This is a genomic window from Paenisporosarcina sp. (assembly GCF_057785155.1).
In genome coordinates this window covers 46,317-63,769 of the sequence record NZ_JBYNRN010000007.1, presented here as the reverse complement: position 1 = coordinate 63,769, position 17,453 = coordinate 46,317, and the positions used below count along the sequence as shown (strand labels likewise).

Sequence of the window (17,453 nt, the reverse complement as noted above, 5' to 3'; positions counted from 1 at the left end):
ACCCCCGTATATATTGTAGGAAAATTCTGATTGTGTGTTATCAATTTCCAAAATTGATTTTATAAAGCAGGTCTTGTGAATTTCGAATAAAATACTTAAATTTGTGACGTTTCGATCTTGATCTTTTCAATAAAATGTTGTATAATAAAGAAAAAGCGAAAGGGTGTTCGTATATGCAAGATTCTAAATTAAAAGTAATTGAGTTATTTGCTGGTGTCGGTGGCTTTCGTTTAGGTCTCGAGAAAGCGAACCCCGATTTATTTGAAGTAGTATGGGGGAACCAATGGGAACCTTCTCGAAAAGCTCAAGATGCTTTCGATTGCTATAAGCATAACTTTAAAGATGGAATACATTCGAATGAAGATATAACTACCGTTTCAAATGACGCATTTGCGGACTTAGAACCAAATTTAGTAGTTGGTGGCTTTCCATGCCAAGACTATTCAGTAGCTCGAAGCCTTTCTGGTGAAAAAGGACTCCAAGGGAAAAAAGGAGTTCTTTTCTGGGAGATTAAACGCGTAATTGAGAGCACAAATCCAAAGTATATATTATTAGAAAATGTCGATAGACTTTTAAAATCCCCTTCTTCTCAGCGGGGACGTGATTTTGCAGTTATGTTAGCTACCTTTAGGGATTTGGATTATACAGTTGAGTGGCGTGTTATTAATGCCGCAGATTACGGATTTGCTCAAAGAAGAAGACGTGTTTTCATTTTTGCTTACAAAAATGGAATATCTTTCGGACAAGCCCAAAGCAATTTTTCTGAAGATCAAATTGTTTATAATGAAGGGTTCTTTGCCAAGCCATTCCCAGTTGAGTTTGAGCCATATAAAAATCGAATTAGTTCAGTAACACTTCCTGATGATATTGTAGCAATATCTGAAACATTCTCTTTCGGATTCCATACTGCTGGATATATGAAAGATGGATATGTATTTACTACACAAGTGATTCCAAAAGAAGAAAAAGCCATCACATTAAGAGAGATTTTGATTAGTGAAGATGATGTTGATGAGAAATTCTATTTGTCTGAAGCTACGAGTGAAAAGTTTGCATATCTTCGAGGTCCAAAGAAAATTGAACGAAAAACGGCAGATGGACATGTTTATCAGTTTTCTGAAGGTGGTATGTCCCCTACTGATGATTTAGACAAACCTGGTAGAACTATGCTAACTAGTGAAGGTTCAACCAATCGAAGTACACATATAGTTGAAGTGAATGGTAGAAAACGTTTCCTAACACCATTGGAATGTGAAAGATTAAATGGATTTGATGATAATTGGACAAACACGATGTCAGATCGTATGCGCTATTTTTGTATGGGAAATGCTTTGGTGGTTGGTTTAATTGAAAGAATGGGTCATCGAATTGAAGAAATAGAAAGAACAAATAAGGTTGCTGAAATTCAATTAGAATTAGCATTGCAAAGCTGATACTCCGGTATCGGCTTTTTTCTTTATATGGTAAAATCTTGATATAACAATTTCTTGTTTTAGGAGGTCCATTCATGATTTATGAAACAGAAGAAATACTTCTATACAAAGCAAAAGAAGCTGAAGGAAAAACATTCGGAGAAATAGATCTGAGTGGGAGAATTACCAATCCTAAGGCAAAAGGGCAACTTGGACAAATTATCGAAGAAAGCTTTTTTGGTTATGAAATAAATTCTAAATCCGAGGCAGACTTCTTGGAATTAGGAATTGAATTAAAAGTCACTCCACTAAAATTAAATAAAAACGGTTCCATTTCTGCTAAAGAACGATTGGTATTAAACATCATTAACTATCACACAGAAATCCTAAACACATTTAATACATCTAGTTTTTGGAAGAAGAATCAGAAAATACTTCTCATGTTCTATCAATGGCTTCCAGATGTGCATCGATCACAATATCAAGTTCTTAAAAGTCATCTCTTAACTTATAGTGAAGAGGATTTACAGATTATAAAAAACGATTGGGAGTTTATAACCAATAAAATTAAGTCTGGAAAAGCCCATGAACTTTCTGAAGCTGACACCATTTACTTAGCAGCGTGTACTAAAGGGAAAAATAAAGAATCCCTTAGAACACAACCTTATAACACATTACCAGCGATGCAAAGGGCATACAGTTTAAAAGCAAGTTACATGACGGGCGTGGCAAGAAAGATACTTTCGAATAAAGATATGGTTTCCATAACAAATAGCCAAGAATTAAAAACTCGAACGCTCGAAGAAATTCTAAACGATAGATTTACCCCTTATATTGGAAAAACTCTTTCGCAAATTGCATTCGAAAATGGAATCACAATTAACAGTTCAAAAAGTTTTGTTCCTGAATTCGTAAGTGCCTTATTAGGTATAAAAGGAACTAAACTTGATGATATTGAAGAATTCTCGAAGGCCAACATACAATTCAAAACGATACGTCTTGAACCTAATGGCATCCCAAAAGAACATATGTCCTTTAAAAATATAGACTTCAATGCATGGTCTAAGGAAGATTGGGAAGATAGTTGGCTAAATAATTATTTTGAGCAGACTAAGTTCTTGTTTATTATTTTTGAATTCAAAGAAACTGAACGTCAAAATAAAAATCGGGAATTATTTTTCAAAGGGATTCAACTATGGAATATGCCTATTAGTCAAATTGATACACACTTGAAAGAATTCTATCAAACTGTTCAAAAGCAAATTAATGATGGAATCCAAATCGACATAATCGCAAGAGGAAATACTGTTGTAGCTAGAAATAATTTACCTTCACCAGGGTTTAATGGTCTTTGCCACATTAGACCAAAAGGTAGAAACGGACAGGACAAAACACTTTTACCTGATGGGCAAATGATAGCTAAACAAGCTTTTTGGTTGGATAAGGAATTTGTAACACATTTAATTACACAAACACATACTAGGAGCTGAATTGATGGCTGGCTATATTTTCACACTTGATAGTACTGATTCATTAAATGAACTTGTTAATAACGGTGTATACAGTACTAATTTAAATGTACCTTTAAAAAACATTTGGAGAGCACATCATGAAGGAACATTTGCAGATTATGTCTCCATGTCAGAAGGTGATAATGTATATTTTTTTATTGCTAGAAAAATTTACGGTGTAGGAAAATTAATAAATATTAACGGTGAATGTAAACACCTGAATTTCCCTGGCGCAGATATCCCGGTAGCAGAGAAATTTTCAAAATTAAAAAATAAAATGATTTTAAATAAGTCTTCATTCAATTTAGGAAATAGATTTTTATGTACTTTTGAAAATGCACCTTATTTTTTCAAGAATGGTATAGATATGGATGACGTATTAGCTTCTAATCCTGAAGCCTTTAAAATGTTGAGAGTGTTATGGAAATTATCATTCATTAAAATAGATGACACTGAAAATAAAGCATTAATTGATATTATTTTAAAAACAAATGAGAATGAAATTACAAATCCCCAAAATGTATTTTCACAATCGGATAAATTACATAATAGAATTCAGTTTCTAATTAATGACGATTATCGAATTAACGCCAAGAATGTCTTAGCTCTTGCAGCAAATAATTCTAGAATTGGTCATGAAATGGCTATAGAAGTTGGCGTTATAGATTATATTAAAAATAATCCTGATGGGATATTCGGAAATTGGGATTATTTATCTCACCAAGTCGTAGCATCACCATTCAAGCCAGTTGATTACATGGATAAAATGGACGTGTTTGGATATCGCTTCATTCCTTCTTTCTCAACTATATCGAAATATTTAACTATAGAAATTAAAAAAGATATAGCTGATAAAGAAGTTATTAATCAACTTATGAAATATGTTGATTGGGTAAATCAAGAATATAGCTTTGGAGATTATTCAATGATTGAGGCATTCGTGGTGGCTCAAGATTTCCCTGAAGATGTAGTTGGTTTAAAAAACGTAGCCGGAAAACGCACCTTTGTGAAAGGACGTCGCCCTGCTATCACTAAGCACTGGGATAATTTAAGATTAATTAAATACAAATTTAATGAAAAAACTAAAAATCTTGAATTTGTGGAGGTGGGAGTTAATTCACAAAATGATAACACACCTAATACATAAACCTTTACTCAGCAAAGATTCTTGCCATACAATGCCCTGTGTTTACCAACTAAACGAATTTAATTAGACTTCAGGGCATTTCTGACTGTATATGAGAAGGTCAAATTTGGTCTATTCATACTGAATTGTTGATAAAGATATCTTATTGGTATTTCGAGTTACGTTAAAAGCATGACTCCAACAAGTTCATTGAGTGGTAGTTGGTGAATGCCGAATGGGTCTTCGTAGCGGAGGTATTGTTTGTTGGCTTCTTTTATGGTGCCTTGGTGGGTATGAAGTTCGCCGTTTTTCCAAGTTGTTAGGCGTGTTTCGAATTGGCTTGTAAGTGCGCGTTCGATTTCTTCTTGCATGGTGTCGAAGTCGAAGTCGTCGAGCACGGGTTTTTTCACTTTGTCATGATCGGCTTGCCATTCACGTAATTGGGCTACATGTTCTGGCAGCATCATAGCTGTCCATTTAATCTTGCCTCGGTCTTTGAGATCACCTTGAACTTTTAGCCCACGATTGATTTTCATGAAATGACTTCCTTTCTTTCTTGTCGAGTTACTGGGATGACCGCGAGAATTTGTTCATAGTAAAAAGTGCGTTTAGCTTGTTTGGTAAAACAGAACGCTTGAAAGGTATCATGATACGATTTAATGACTTTTACTCGTCTTTTAGAAATTTTCCCATCCTTCGCTAGGTAAACCATCTCTAATACATCATGCCGTTTCATTCCTTTTACAATGACCTCTTTCATTTCAGTTGCCTCCTTTTTCTTGATTATAAACGAACACATGTTCTCTTTTCAAGAAAAAAGATATGGGAATTTCAAGAAATCTGTTATTCCTCGAGAAATACAATCGATTTAGGTATAGTGGATGTAACTAAACATAACGGAGGAGTGAAACAGAATGTCTGAAAACAAAAGGTTAATTTCAACTACTGTGGAAGGTCAAGATCTTGTAATGGAGCGCATTTTTGATGCACCACAGAAGTTGGTATTTGAGATGTTCGCTAAGTCAGACCATTTAGAAAGATGGTGGGGACCGCAAGGATGGGAAACGGAAAATCGTACATTTGAATTTAAACCTGACGGCGTTTGGCATTATTGCATGCGCTGTAAGGATGAAAGCCAGGGAGAATTTTTTGGTCATGAGTCTTGGGGAAAAGCTGTGTATCATGAAATCGTTGTGCCAGAAAAAATTGTCTACACAGATTCGTTTTCCGATGAAGAAGGCAACATCCCTGGTGCCATACCTGATATTTTAATCACTATGGATTTTGTAGACGATGGCGACAAAACGAAACTTCTTATTCGCTCCCATTTCTCATCTGAAGAATCTCTTCAGCAAGTGAAGGATATGGGAATCGTTCAAGGATTAGAATCACAATTTGAAAGATTAGATGGTTATCTAGAAGAAGTAAGTTAAGACAAATAGAAAACTTCTAAATGCACTGCAATCGCAGTGCTTTTTTGTAGCCTTTATTAACTACGGTAGCCATTTATGTACAATAAAAAGGAAATTTCTTTATTGTATCGAATGTAGTTAAGGGATAGATACATGCAGTTTTTTGGAGGGTATTATGAACATACATATGAAAAAACGTATTGCAGAAATAGAAATCAATCACAACTTTTCAGGCTCGGCACTGATAAAAGAGAACAACGAAAATTTAGCTGAAGTAAACAAAGGGTATGCCAATCGTTCTGAACAGTTACAAAACCGTACATTGACAAGGTATGGAATTGCTTCAGGTTGCAAGCTTTTTACGGCTATAGCCATTTGTCAGCTTGTAGAGGAGAGAAAGCTTTCTTTTGATTCAAAGTTAAATGAATGTCTCGATCTTCAGTTTCCGAATTTTGATGAAGAAATCACCATCCATCATCTACTCACACATACATCTGGAATTCCTGATTATTTTGACGAGGAAGTGATGGATGACTTTGAAGAGTTATGGGTTGAAAACCCCATGTATCGAATTAGAAATTTGAAGGATTTCATGCCGTTATTTCAAGATCAAGCCATGAAATTCAAACCAGGGGAACGGTTTCACTATAATAATGCCGGATATATTTTACTTGGTTTAATAGTGGAACAGGCGAGTCAGATGAATTTTGCTGACTACATTCAGGAACATATTTTCAATAAAGCTGGGATGGTAGATTCGGGATATTTTGAAATGGATGCCCTCCCTCCTAATACGGCGCAGGGTTATATTGATAACCAAGATGGAACATGGAAAACAAATATTTATTCATTGCCCGCAAGAGGGGGTTCAGATGGAGGAGCATTTGTTACTGTCCATGACATGAATCGGCTGTGGGATGCATTGATGAACAATCAACTACTAAGTGAAGCCTATACTCAGCAGTTACTCACCTCCCACGCTCAGGAAAGTGAAGTTGACTTCTATGGCTATGGTGTATGGATGAAGAAAACCGAAAATGATCGCATTTTCAAATATCATGTTATGGGTTATGACCCAGGAGTTAGCTTTCACTCTGCTTATTATCCTGGGAATTCGATTAAAGTTGTCATCTGCTGCAATCAGTCCACTGGTGCATTCCAACTGATGAAAAGTATTGAGGATGCCATTCATACATCTACATAAGAAAAACAGAGCTTACACCCGTAATGGTGCAAGCTCTGTTTTCTTGTCTAAATTTACGTATAAAAAAGTTTGAACAGGGTTTCTCTTTGAGGAACTTGTAGCCGGTCAAATTTTTCTAGGAATGCTTTTTTGTCATAGGTAGCGTGATGAATGGTGATGATTGGTTCATTTCCACTGAGGTCGATGATGCCGTATGGAGCTGTCTCGCCTTTTGATACGCCAAGTGCGCCTGGATTGAGATACATTTTCCCATCCGCTTGAAAATCATGTTCTGGATGGTGATGACCAAAACAGATGATGTCTGCAGGGTAATCGCTAAACATATGTTGCATGTTTTCAAGTGTTGCTTCTTGGATTGTGTAAAACGGTTCGTCTTGAATATGGACTTGTCGTTTGTTTTCTTCTATATGATAGTGAATCCCTAGAATGCGCGTGTCATTCACTTGTTTTTCAATAATGCGTGGCAATTGTTTAAGCATAGCCACATGGTTCGGATTTAATCGTTCAGCAATCCATTGATGATGCTCACGTGTGTGTTTATAAGTTTCAGGGTGGCCTTCACCTGCAATTAATGACAAGATCGCTTCATCGTGATTTCCTGTGATCATTCGGATATCTGATCGACCAAATAGAATGTCGAGTACTTCGTTTGAGTCCGGTCCCATGGCAATCATGTCGCCTAAACACCAAATTTCATTGATGTCCCCCCGCTTGTCAATTTCTTGTAAAACCGCTTGTAATGCAAGTTCATTTCCATGGATATCTGTGATAATCGCTAGTTTCATCTGTTTCAGTCCTTTTCACAAGTTCGTAACAATAGTTTACCTCATTTACCTACAAGAGGCAGATGGAAAGCCTTTTCAACCGAGTTTTGGGTATAATGAGGGCAGTATTGGTACTTTATTGACGAAAGCGAGTGAATGAAAATGAAAAAATGGATGCTTATTTTAGGGGTGGCAGCAGCTACACTTTCTGCCTGTTCGAATGATGAACCCTCGTCGGACGCTAAAAACGATACGAAAAAAGCGGAAACTCAAGCAGAACCAACTCTTCCAAGTGAAGGGTTTTATGTAGATACAACTGATTTGAAAGTAGATCATATCCATGGACTTGGCTACCCCGCTTCAGGAGATGCATTTATGATTGCCTCTCATCACGGACCTGTGATGTATGAAGATGGTGTTTGGAAACAAACGAAGACTGAAAAGCATGATTATATGGGATTCCATGCAGTATCCGATGGCTTTGTTTCAAGTGGACATCCTGAACCTGGCTCAGACTATGAGAATCCCCTGGGTTTATTGAAAAGCACGAATTTAGGTGAATCGTTTGAACAATATGCTTTTGAAGGCGAAATCGATTTTCACTATTTAGGTGCCGGTTATGAATCGGGACGAATTTATGTATTCAATCAAATGCCAGTTGAAGGCATGGAAAATGGATTCTTTTACACGGATGATTTAGGCGAGTCTTGGGAAACGATGGCAATGGAAGGCTTTGATGCACAGCAGATGTCGAATATTTCAGCTCATCCAACGGAAGCGGATACGGTAGCGATTGGCACAGAACGCGGTGTTTATGCATCTAACGATGGAGGGAAATCGTTTGAACTGGCAGTCGAAGGCGTTTACACCACTTATGTGATGCAAGGAACAGATGCTGCGTACATCGCTGAATTAAAAGATGACAAGATGGTACTGCATAAGAAAGATTTAGCTTCAGGAGAAGGTGAAGCGCTCGTTATTCCTGAGTTAACTGCTGAGAATTCCATTATCTTTATGGCACAGCACCCAACGAATACGAAGGAATTAACCTTTGCTACGCTCCAAAATGATGTCTACCAGTCAACCGATGGTGGTGCGACTTGGGAACAATTACTGAATAAAGGTTCGGTAAAATAAGGAACTTTATGGGTAAATCAAGTTTAAAGTGCTTTTTCAAGGGAAGGATACTACTAATCACTTGAAGAAAGCGAGGAGAAGAAATTTGAATATGTCCTATGAAGATTGTTTGAAGGCCTGTCAGGAATGTTTAGAGGCGTGTAATGTTTGCTTTGACTCCTGTCTCAAAGAAGAGGATGTCAAAATGATGGCTCCATGTATCCGACTCGATCGAGAATGTGCGGATGCGTGTAGTTATGCCATGCAAGCCATGACTCGTAACAGCCCATTTGTTAAAGAAATTTGTGAGTTATGTGCGAAAATTTGTGATCGTTGTGCAGAGGAATGTGGCAAACATGACCACGACCATTGCCAACGTTGTGCTGAGGCATGTCGCAAATGTGCAGAAGCTTGCCGTGCAATGGTAGCTTAATACACGTATAAAAGAGCCTTAATTCGCTATTTGAATTAGGCTCTTTTATACGTTTCACACTTATTAGGTTCCATCGTTTTAGCAATTGATTTAGAAGACCTACAATTTGGTTGTTTACATGTTAACACTAACACCCCATATTCTTTGAACGTTCAGTAATTCCTGTTCATTGAATTCCATTCTATAAATATCAGGTTTTGATGTGCTATGTAAAAAATCCAAGTCATAGGTGCTATCGAAATACCCCATCATCAATGTCATAATAGCCCCGTGGGTTCCAATAACTACTTTTTTATTTCTCATAGTATCTAGTAGTTCTTTTAAAACTCTTATAGCTCTTTTTTGACAATCAGCATTTGATTCTCCTCCCTCTAAGGAGAAATTCGAATCGAAAAATGACTTATCCAAAATCTGTACTAATTCTTTATCCTCTAATCTTTTGTTTTCAGGAGAAAATATCCTCTCTTTTAAATCCTCAAAGACTAAAACTTCTTGTCCTATTTGTTGAGCAATCTTTTCAACAGTCAATAATGAACGTATGTATGGACTTGAAACAACTGCATCGATTTTTTCATCTTTCAATATGTCAGTTACTCGTTGAGCATCTAAATAACCTTTATCGGTTAATCCCCTTGTTCGGTCATTTCCTTCTTTTGGCGACTCACCGTGTCTCACCATATAAATAACAGTACTCAATATACTTCATCCCCAATAAGTTTCTTTTGTTTTTCTACTGCCTTTTCAGTTCAATAAGAGGGTGAATAAATCCTATCCGTATCAGTATCAATAACAAAATCAACTTGTATATTGCAGTCATAAGGAATATGTTCAAAGTTATGAATCCTGCAAAATACATTTGGAAGATCTTTCATCTCATAGGTTAATTTCTTTACTTGCAAATATTTTTGCTTTAACTGTTGTTTGGAACACTTTTTCCCAGAAAGAACAACTTGATGAAAATAACCATCGATTTCAATAATCAATTTTATCACTACTGGTCGCTAGTCAGTCTTATAGCTTAGATTTGTGAACACCATTAGTTCATATAGCACTTGCTAAACACCTTATAGTTGAATGCTAACAAGAGCTTTACTACTTCTTAGAGTAATTTAATTGTTATTCAAATAGAGTGAAAATTTTCCAAGATAAAACTAATAAGCCTAAGATGAATACCCCGAGCAAGAATGAGGCGAATTTTAAAATAACATTATGGTATCTGTGCGAAGAAAATTTCCCTGATATTGATAGGAGAAGTCCTAGTATTAAATCAATAATAGAAAATGTATCAATACCTCTAGCAAAATCCTCATCCTCTTCATACTTTTTAATAGCAATATAAAAAGCATTCCCAACTAGAAATAATACCAATGAAATTATTAATAATATATATATATTCATACTAAAATGTATCTCCTCAAGTATAGGAAACCTATACATATTGGCAAGCTAATTTATATCAGATGGATTTCTTCATCCATTCTTCTCTTGTCAATTTCATATTTATAGAATCTATCCATTCTCCTTCGTATTCTAAGTCGTTTTCATCTCTGCTATCTACAACAAATCCAACCTTTTCGTAAACATGCTTAGCTCTTGGATTGAAATCATATACACTCAACGTAAGATGATCTAGTTTGATTTTTTTAAATACGTAATCAATTATGAGCTGGGTAGCTTCCGTGCCTAATCCCTTATTCCTTCCTCTTGGTCCAATGAGTATCCTAAAATTCATACTATGATATTTATGATCGTATAAATTGACTACTACTTCTCCCACTAAGATACCTTGTAATTTATCAACTATTGCTAGGTCCAATCGATCGGTTTGTTCATTTCTTGTATTGTACCAATGATGAATCGATTCCAGATTAAAATCGGAAGAACTTCCTGTAAGTTTTATTATTTCTGTATCCTGTAAACATTCTTCTATATAGGAAAGGTCTTGTTCTTTAAAAGGCCTAAGGATAACTTTCTGTCCAACTATAAGTGGTTTTTCACCTAAATATACCAATCGTTTCACACTCCATTTTAAAGTTGTAAATTAAAGCCCCTATAAAAGTTAGACAACTGTCGAACTTCTACAGGGGCTTTCACTATTTTTTTTTCAAGTCAACAACAATCGGATCAAGCTCAATTTCGATATGACCTTTGCCGTTCATGAGACTCGCAATTTCAACAGGCTGAATGATGAGCTGGCTAGCACCATCTTGTATTGCCCCAATATCAGTCGTTCCTTTAAATGTTTTCCCACTATCAGGTGACTTTCCGGAACCACCTTGGCCATTCATATACACATGACCGAGATCATCGGTAACATAGAAAACAGGTGTCACGCTTGGCCACTCTTTTAGCAGTTCATCCGTTACCACTTGTTCATATAAAATTACGGTTGAAACATCTGTAAATTCAACAGATTGAAGCGTGAAGCTCACGTCTTTTTGATGTACAGTTTCATTCACGAGCTGTATATCTCCATCTAAACGTTTTAATGAAAAGGCGAATGACCAATCTCCCTCAACTTCTAAATCATTCGACATACTATAAAAGGCATGAGGCGTCCAAGTGATTTTTATATCTTCAGGATATACTTCATCTTTGAAAATTGGGGTTAATGTCGATATGCCCACATAGCGCGTATCACTAATTTTGGTGATTTGACCACCGCCACTCGTGCCGATTGCTCCTTCAACATCAAACCAATGTGGCGCTTTATTATGCACCATTTCCCCAAAATCATGATTCGTTTCAATCGCAAAAGAAACTGTAATATTCGTGCCGTCATATACCGCTTTATCAATCATAACGGTTAAACCGTTACTTGTTTGTGCAAGACCAATATCAGTAGAGAAGGATTCGAATTTTTTGTAGTTTTGTTCATCGTTATTTAAATAACTAACAACATTTTCCATGAACGGAATCTGTGATGCAAATGACGGAAATGCAAAACCAGTTGCTGTGGTGGCACCAACAATAATGGAGGCAGCGACTGCCATATGACGCCAAATTTGTGCTTTATTACGCTTTTTAAGCACATTTTGTTTAACTCGTGCTTTTTCGATATCTGTCACCTCTAGTAGCTCAATTTTATCAATATCTAATTCAAATAATTCTTTCATACTCATACGAATCTCTCCTTTAGCTTCATATTTGTAGCTAGGATCTTCTTACCTCGATACAGGCGATTATCAACAGCAGCTTTCGTTAGCCCAAGTGTATCGCCAATCTCACTATTTGATAGCTCCATATAATATTTCATCATAAAAATATCGCGGTCTATTTCCTCTAGTTTACTGATTGCTAGTAATAATTCATTTTTTTCTTCTCGTTGCAAGACGGATATATCTGTTTGTAGAAAGCTTGCTTTTTGTACCAGTGGTACATCCGATTGTTCATGTACGATTTGTTTTTCAGCTAGCCGATATCGATCTATTGCTTTGTATTTCGTAATCATGCCAATCCATTTTTTAAAATCTTGTGTATCACCTTGAAACTGATGAGCATTTTGCCATACAGTTAGAAAAACATCATTGATACATTCATCAATATCTGGTCGCTTCATATTGTGTAAAATTTTTGTTGCGATCGTTTTCACAAGTGGCATATAAGCATCAATAATATACTCAAGTGCATCTTCTTTTTGTTTTTTTAATCTAGCGATAAAGTTGGTCGGTGAACTTTTCATTTGCTCCGCTCCTTATGTAATTGAAAAAGCTTTTTCATAATATACAACGAAGAGTCTTACAGTTTATTCTCAAATAAGTTTTAGAATTTTTTTATATTAATTCGAATTGTATTATTAACGGTATTGCCAAACTTTAAAATTATAGTTTTAGAATCCCAATCAGAAAAATTAAAAGACATTCTAGATTAACCAAATGCAAAAATCCGAACTACTTTTTTAGTTCGGATTTTTCGTGTTATATACTTTGTTTTTCAAAAAATACTCATTCAACTAAAACTGTGCTATTTATTAGATTACCATATATTTGATTTAAATCCTTTTATTATCGAAGGCTTTGTTAAAGAGAAAGGTTGATAAATTCTTAAAGATTAAGGAGGATGAAATTCTCTAAATGAATACCGAAAATAGATATTTATGTTAAAAGTGAATATATGATTGTGAAGGCTTCACTAAAACTAACAAAGTATACTATTTCAAATGACGAACTTTTTATATAGAAATCAGCCTGTTTGTATTTGTCCTTTAGGTATTTAATATTATTTTGAGGGTAAAATACCTAAAATCTTTCTTCCAAAGGTGGCGTTAAATCGTGAAAAGATTAGTCGTACTAATCCTGGTGCTGGCTGGAATATTTTCCGCAATACAATTAGTAAAGGCTAATATTCAACCGAAATTAAAAACAGAGGATGTTTTATCTGTTCAAGTAAACGGATTAAACGAGGAATCTCGTTTATTTAGGGAAAGTGATGGATATGAAGAAGTAATTATCAGTAAGGTTATTAAATGGATAAACACATCAAGTGCTTCCGAAGGCTCAACTGAGTTAAATTTAAATAAAACTCCAATAGTCTCGATATTGAAAATAAAAATGAAAAACGGGGACGTTGCGGTTATTGAACCTGCCTATAATTGTATTTCCGAAAACCAAAGAAAAATATGTGCGATTGCAGTTGGTGAGGTAGTATATACTCAGAATCAAGTGAAAACTCGATTAAAATCACAATACCTGTATGATTGGCTCCTGGTAGGCTGGAAATATGAAAGTGTTGGAGCACCTAAAGATGAGTTGCTTGAAGAAACATTATATACCAGATATTTTTCCTACCTCGACAAAACTTACTCGGATTTTATTATGTGTCCAAAAATAGATAAAGTTGAAAGAATAAATGGCGATACAAGAAGACATATCGTTCATGCAAGTGCGTTAAATTATAGTGCCCATCATGGAGACGCTCCCTATGATAGAATCCATATCACGTTGACTGATACTCCAGAAAATGGTGTTAAAATAAATAAAGTTACAATACAAAAAGGTATTTATGGTAAAGAAAGCCGTATACAATGTAGACGGGAGAGTTAAAGGATTTTATTAAACTACCGTGTGCTTTATTAAAAAAGACAGTCAATAAATGCGCTTGGAGATGCCATTCCAAGCGCATTTTTCTATACAAAATCAACCAATAAATTTAACATAGCCTTATTGTATTGGATTCAGAAATAAGTACAGCTGAATTGTTTATTAAATGGTTTGAAATCTTGACCCTTAATGGGTCCAGTCATGATACGATAAACGTATCAATTTTTTAAGGAGATACTATGGCGTTTATTGAATCTTTATTGGCTACTCTGCCTATTCCCTTTGCTGTATTTGTTAGCATTGTATTAAGTATACTAATCAGCATTCTTGGCGTTGTTCCGAGTGCATTTTTAACGATATTGAATGTGACCACATTTGGTTTCTGGGGAGGGTTTTGGGTTTCTCTCGCAGGTGAAATTGTTGGGAGTTTGATCGCCTTTTGGTTATACCGCAAAGGATCACGTACGTATGTCGATAACAAGACGAAGCAATCACCACGTGTGCAACGGTTGTTGAATACAACAAATAGAGAATCTTTTTTATTGGTTCTCGGATTGCGATTAATGCCGTTCGTACCTTCTGGTTTAGTGACGTTTTACGCATCTGTTGGGAGCATGAGCTTCATCACTTTTGCCATTGCGAGTAGCTTAGGTAAAATACCTGCCTTATGGATTGAGGTTTTTGCGGCAAATGAAGTACTGGAATGGACCGTTACAGGTCAGGTGATTAGTGGATTGATTGTTTTCTGTTTACTTATTTATGGGTTTATTAAGATAAGAAAAACACCTCTACGTTGAATTTAAGGTAGCAATACCTCAGATTCAATGGAAAGGTGTTTTTTGTCTACGAAAAATTCTAGTGTGAGATTTTCAGTCTGTATTTGTGCATTTAATGAGAGTTGCACTTTTTGATATGAAAAAGAAAGACAATTAAGGATTGAAATATCCGTTAGTACTTAGCTTATTGCAAGTCATTCACTTCATGCGCAACACGGATTCCAGACTCAATTGCGCCATGTATCCAACCATGTGGAAGTGAGGTATGGGCTCCTGCAAAATGAACCCGTCCTTCTGGAGTAGCTAGGTAAGGAAAAAGTTCTTTTTCTTGTTCTGGTTTGAACAACGAGAAAGCCCCTCCTGCATATGGATCCCGAGCCCAACTGTGAGAGGTTCCTGTAATAAATTCATCATATACTTGTTGCCCATGAATGGTAGCCAAGTTTTCTAATGCTTGTTGTATCCGATCTACTTCACTTAGACTGTCCCAAGGTGTTGCATCATCTTCCCAAGTATAGCTAGCTAAAATGATACCAGTCCCTTCTTTTCCATAACCATGGCTGGGATAATAGCTATATCTTATGGGCAGATCCGTTGCCGTTTGTCCACCGTGTATTCCTTGGTCTTCCCAAAACCTTCTTTTAAACTGAAGTCCAATCTTGGTAGAAGCAGTAAAATGGAGTTCGCGAATGGCTTTCCATTTGTTACGGGAAAATGACTCGCGTGGCTCAACTTGAACAAATTGCAGAACAGAGAAAGGAATCGTTACAATGGCAATATCACAGGATTTCTCGATTGGTTGTAAGGACTCGGAATGGGTAAAATGAATCGTCACTTGGTCTCCGCGCTGCACAATCTTGGTCATCTGATGGCCATATAGAATGTTTTCCTTCAATTGAGGAAGAAAAGAATTGGGAAGTTGGTCTAGACCTCCTGTAATCTCAAGAAAAGAAATGTTAGGACTAAAGAGAATCATAAATTCACGTAATAAATCCAAGAATCCAAGTTCAACCACACCTTCGATAGAGAGAAGTACTTTAATCATTTCTAATGCACCGGGAGATAAACCCACGCCATTAGGGTTATACCTCAAAAAGGAGTCCAATGAGTATTTATCATACTCTTTAATTACCCATTTCCAATTTTCCGTAGGATTTAACTTGATAAAATCTATAACAGGTTGAATGACCATTTGAATTAGCTCCTCAGCTGTTTTTCCTTTTTCATGGGGGTCAACTGGATAGCCAAGTATATCAGGGTTTTGTTTATACAAATATCGGCGTGTAATACGGCCATTTACATGAATCAAATCGTTAGGTGTCGTGTTGATAAATGGGTTTACTGGTAAAGAATATTTTTTGATGTATTCTAAAGTTAAATGATGATGTGAAGGGATACGCATAGCCCCAACTTCCAAATAATCCCCATTGATAAAAGGGGTCCGTTTCGTAAAGACCCGTCCTCCTACTCTTTCAGTAGCTTCATATATCGTTACATTGTGTCCTGCCTCCTTTAATAACGATGCTGCGACTAGTCCTGACATTCCTGCACCGATAATGAGTATCTTTTTGGGAGTTGTCGTTTTTTCCAGTCCATTTTGTATCGCTGAAATCATGTGATTGGGTGCCAACATGTTCGTCATACTCGTTCCCCTTTGAGTACCTCATTTTACGTAAGAAGTAATCCAATATTTGAGGTTTTCTCCCAATCTATTCCACAAAAAACATTCCTATGTGGAATGTAGAAATTATTTTATTTTAATAAAAATTTTTTTAATCCTTTTTATTTTTAATGTAAAGTGGATGTCTAATGGAAATGACGTTTCAGTTGCTCCATCTCTGACGCTAAATTGAACGGAATATATGAAATTTACAGTGTATGGCTTGAACTCTATAATCGATCGACGAATGCTAGAATGTCACGGTCGAATCCTTAAATGCACCGCTCCAATCCTTCAATGTCCCCTCCGAAATCGAGATAGACAACTTCAACCACAAAGTAGACATGCACCAAAAAAACCGATCTCCCTGGGGAGATCGGTTTTATGAAAGATAAAGTTAGAAAGCCGCGTTTGCCGTATTTCGTAAGAAAGTTTAAAACCACCACTTCTCAAAGTGGGTGTTTTCGGAAACGCTCCTGCGTGTCCTCATTGTCCTAAGAGAATGAGGCATGTCATTCCTGTTCCCAGTTCAAACTCCCTGTTACAGCTTAAAGGTTTAAACTTAATATTCATACGCACAATGCAGCTTGTTTTCATATCATACACACTTTTTAAATGAATTTCAAAGGAAATTGTTTCCTCGCTAAAAATTTTCACTTCTTACAAAATTATTTCTTTCCAATGTGTCCTCCCCAAAACGACTGAGAAATCTCGCATATGCTATATCATCCTGTTAGAAAAGGAGGTGTTAGGCATGGGTTACGAACACAAAAACAATAATGGCTTTGCTCTATTGGTTGTTCTTTTCATCCTTTTGATCATCATTGGGGCTAGCTACCTTAACTACTAAATCCACAAGCAGTAACAAGGTAGGCTCACCTCGCAACTTCCGGAGCGCTCCATGTAGCGCTCTTCCACTTTTTTATCTTCGAATGGGTGTTACGTCTTGAATCTTTGGGTATAGTTTGGAATAACAGATGATTCCAGTAGAGGTGACGAT

General features: G+C 36.2%; 20 protein-coding genes and 1 other RNA gene. 10 read left to right on the top strand and 11 right to left on the bottom strand.

Annotation, left to right across the window (positions count from 1 at the left end; translation table 11 throughout):
* The first annotated feature begins 173 nt into the window (after positions 1 to 173).
* From dcm to AC3EA5_RS02115, 3 genes are all read left to right on the top strand, one after another.
* The gene (dcm, locus tag AC3EA5_RS02125) at positions 174 to 1,433 is read left to right on the top strand and encodes a DNA (cytosine-5-)-methyltransferase (RefSeq protein WP_488606898.1); all 1,260 of its coding nucleotides are present in this window, start codon (positions 174 to 176) and stop codon (positions 1,431 to 1,433) included.
* A gap of 74 nt (positions 1,434 to 1,507) precedes the next feature.
* Positions 1,508 to 2,902 (top strand): Sau3AI family type II restriction endonuclease, encoded by a 1,395-nt coding sequence (locus AC3EA5_RS02120; protein WP_488606897.1) that lies wholly within the window; start codon positions 1,508 to 1,510, stop codon positions 2,900 to 2,902.
* Between the two features lie 4 nt (positions 2,903 to 2,906).
* On the top strand, positions 2,907 to 4,070 hold the full coding sequence (locus AC3EA5_RS02115; protein WP_488606896.1) for a hypothetical protein: 1,164 nt from the start codon (positions 2,907 to 2,909) through the stop codon (positions 4,068 to 4,070).
* Between the two features lie 158 nt (positions 4,071 to 4,228).
* Here the strand turns inward: AC3EA5_RS02115 and AC3EA5_RS02110 are convergent, their stop codons facing one another.
* Positions 4,229 to 4,585, bottom strand: coding sequence for a YolD-like family protein (locus tag AC3EA5_RS02110; protein WP_488606895.1), 357 nt, complete (start codon positions 4,583 to 4,585; stop codon positions 4,229 to 4,231).
* Positions 4,582 to 4,809, bottom strand: a complete 228-nt coding sequence (locus tag AC3EA5_RS02105) for a transcriptional regulator (protein WP_488606894.1) — start codon at positions 4,807 to 4,809, stop codon at positions 4,582 to 4,584. Before AC3EA5_RS02105 ends, AC3EA5_RS02110 begins: the two co-directional genes overlap by 4 nt.
* 154 nt (positions 4,810 to 4,963) lie before the next feature.
* Between AC3EA5_RS02105 and AC3EA5_RS02100 the strand changes: the two genes are divergently transcribed.
* A complete protein-coding gene (locus tag AC3EA5_RS02100; RefSeq protein WP_488606893.1) occupies positions 4,964 to 5,482 on the top strand; it encodes an SRPBCC family protein in 519 nt (172 codons plus the stop codon).
* 154 nt (positions 5,483 to 5,636) lie between these two features.
* On the top strand, positions 5,637 to 6,665 hold the full coding sequence (locus AC3EA5_RS02095) for a serine hydrolase domain-containing protein (protein ID WP_488606892.1): 1,029 nt from the start codon (positions 5,637 to 5,639) through the stop codon (positions 6,663 to 6,665).
* Between the two features lie 53 nt (positions 6,666 to 6,718).
* Here the strand turns inward: AC3EA5_RS02095 and AC3EA5_RS02090 are convergent, their stop codons facing one another.
* The gene (locus AC3EA5_RS02090) at positions 6,719 to 7,450 is read right to left on the bottom strand and encodes a metallophosphoesterase family protein (RefSeq protein WP_488606891.1); all 732 of its coding nucleotides are present in this window, start codon (positions 7,448 to 7,450) and stop codon (positions 6,719 to 6,721) included.
* A 141-nt stretch (positions 7,451 to 7,591) separates the two neighbouring features.
* On the opposite strand from AC3EA5_RS02090, the gene AC3EA5_RS02085 reads away from it, so the two are divergent.
* Positions 7,592 to 8,566: a F510_1955 family glycosylhydrolase gene (locus AC3EA5_RS02085; protein ID WP_488606890.1), complete on the top strand. Its 975-nt coding sequence runs from the start codon at positions 7,592 to 7,594 to the stop codon at positions 8,564 to 8,566.
* An 85-nt stretch (positions 8,567 to 8,651) separates the two neighbouring features.
* Positions 8,652 to 8,978 (top strand): four-helix bundle copper-binding protein, encoded by a 327-nt coding sequence (locus tag AC3EA5_RS02080; RefSeq protein WP_488606889.1) that lies wholly within the window; start codon positions 8,652 to 8,654, stop codon positions 8,976 to 8,978.
* A gap of 114 nt (positions 8,979 to 9,092) precedes the next feature.
* Here the strand turns inward: AC3EA5_RS02080 and AC3EA5_RS02075 are convergent, their stop codons facing one another.
* The 6 genes from AC3EA5_RS02075 to AC3EA5_RS02050 form a co-directional block, all read right to left on the bottom strand.
* Positions 9,093 to 9,674, bottom strand: coding sequence for a histidine phosphatase family protein (locus AC3EA5_RS02075; RefSeq protein ID WP_488606888.1), 582 nt, complete (start codon positions 9,672 to 9,674; stop codon positions 9,093 to 9,095).
* A gap of 50 nt (positions 9,675 to 9,724) precedes the next feature.
* Positions 9,725 to 9,970: a hypothetical protein gene (locus tag AC3EA5_RS02070; RefSeq protein ID WP_488606887.1), complete on the bottom strand. Its 246-nt coding sequence runs from the start codon at positions 9,968 to 9,970 to the stop codon at positions 9,725 to 9,727.
* 124 nt (positions 9,971 to 10,094) lie between these two features.
* Positions 10,095 to 10,376 carry a hypothetical protein gene (locus tag AC3EA5_RS02065; protein ID WP_488606886.1) on the bottom strand — a complete coding sequence of 94 codons (282 nt, stop codon included), beginning with the start codon at positions 10,374 to 10,376 and terminating at the stop codon, positions 10,095 to 10,097.
* 58 nt (positions 10,377 to 10,434) lie between these two features.
* Positions 10,435 to 10,998 carry a GNAT family N-acetyltransferase gene (locus AC3EA5_RS02060; RefSeq protein WP_488606885.1) on the bottom strand — a complete coding sequence of 188 codons (564 nt, stop codon included), beginning with the start codon at positions 10,996 to 10,998 and terminating at the stop codon, positions 10,435 to 10,437.
* Positions 10,999 to 11,071: 73 nt separating this feature from the next.
* Complete coding sequence (locus AC3EA5_RS02055; protein ID WP_488606884.1) at positions 11,072 to 12,100, bottom strand: DUF4179 domain-containing protein; 1,029 nt, start codon at positions 12,098 to 12,100, stop codon at positions 11,072 to 11,074.
* Positions 12,097 to 12,660 carry a sigma-70 family RNA polymerase sigma factor gene (locus AC3EA5_RS02050; protein WP_488606883.1) on the bottom strand — a complete coding sequence of 188 codons (564 nt, stop codon included), beginning with the start codon at positions 12,658 to 12,660 and terminating at the stop codon, positions 12,097 to 12,099. The genes AC3EA5_RS02055 and AC3EA5_RS02050 overlap by 4 nt, the downstream gene beginning before the upstream one ends.
* Before the next feature lie 589 nt (positions 12,661 to 13,249).
* On the opposite strand from AC3EA5_RS02050, the gene AC3EA5_RS02045 reads away from it, so the two are divergent.
* Both AC3EA5_RS02045 and AC3EA5_RS02040 read left to right on the top strand, forming a co-directional pair.
* Entirely contained in the window at positions 13,250 to 14,020 is a 771-nt protein-coding gene (locus AC3EA5_RS02045; protein WP_488606882.1) for a hypothetical protein, read from the top strand.
* 236 nt (positions 14,021 to 14,256) lie between these two features.
* Positions 14,257 to 14,814 carry a TVP38/TMEM64 family protein gene (locus AC3EA5_RS02040; RefSeq protein ID WP_488606881.1) on the top strand — a complete coding sequence of 186 codons (558 nt, stop codon included), beginning with the start codon at positions 14,257 to 14,259 and terminating at the stop codon, positions 14,812 to 14,814.
* Between the two features lie 163 nt (positions 14,815 to 14,977).
* Here AC3EA5_RS02040 and AC3EA5_RS02035 read toward each other — a convergent pair whose 3' ends face one another.
* Positions 14,978 to 16,435 (bottom strand): flavin monoamine oxidase family protein, encoded by a 1,458-nt coding sequence (locus AC3EA5_RS02035; RefSeq protein WP_488606880.1) that lies wholly within the window; start codon positions 16,433 to 16,435, stop codon positions 14,978 to 14,980.
* Positions 16,436 to 16,851: 416 nt separating this feature from the next.
* A non-coding RNA gene (ssrS, locus tag AC3EA5_RS02030) (6S RNA) lies at positions 16,852 to 17,045 on the bottom strand.
* Positions 17,046 to 17,207: 162 nt separating this feature from the next.
* Between ssrS and AC3EA5_RS02025 the strand changes: the two genes are divergently transcribed.
* Entirely contained in the window at positions 17,208 to 17,303 is a 96-nt protein-coding gene (locus AC3EA5_RS02025) for a YjcZ family sporulation protein (RefSeq protein WP_394190099.1), read from the top strand.
* The last annotated feature ends 150 nt before the right edge of the window (positions 17,304 to 17,453 follow it).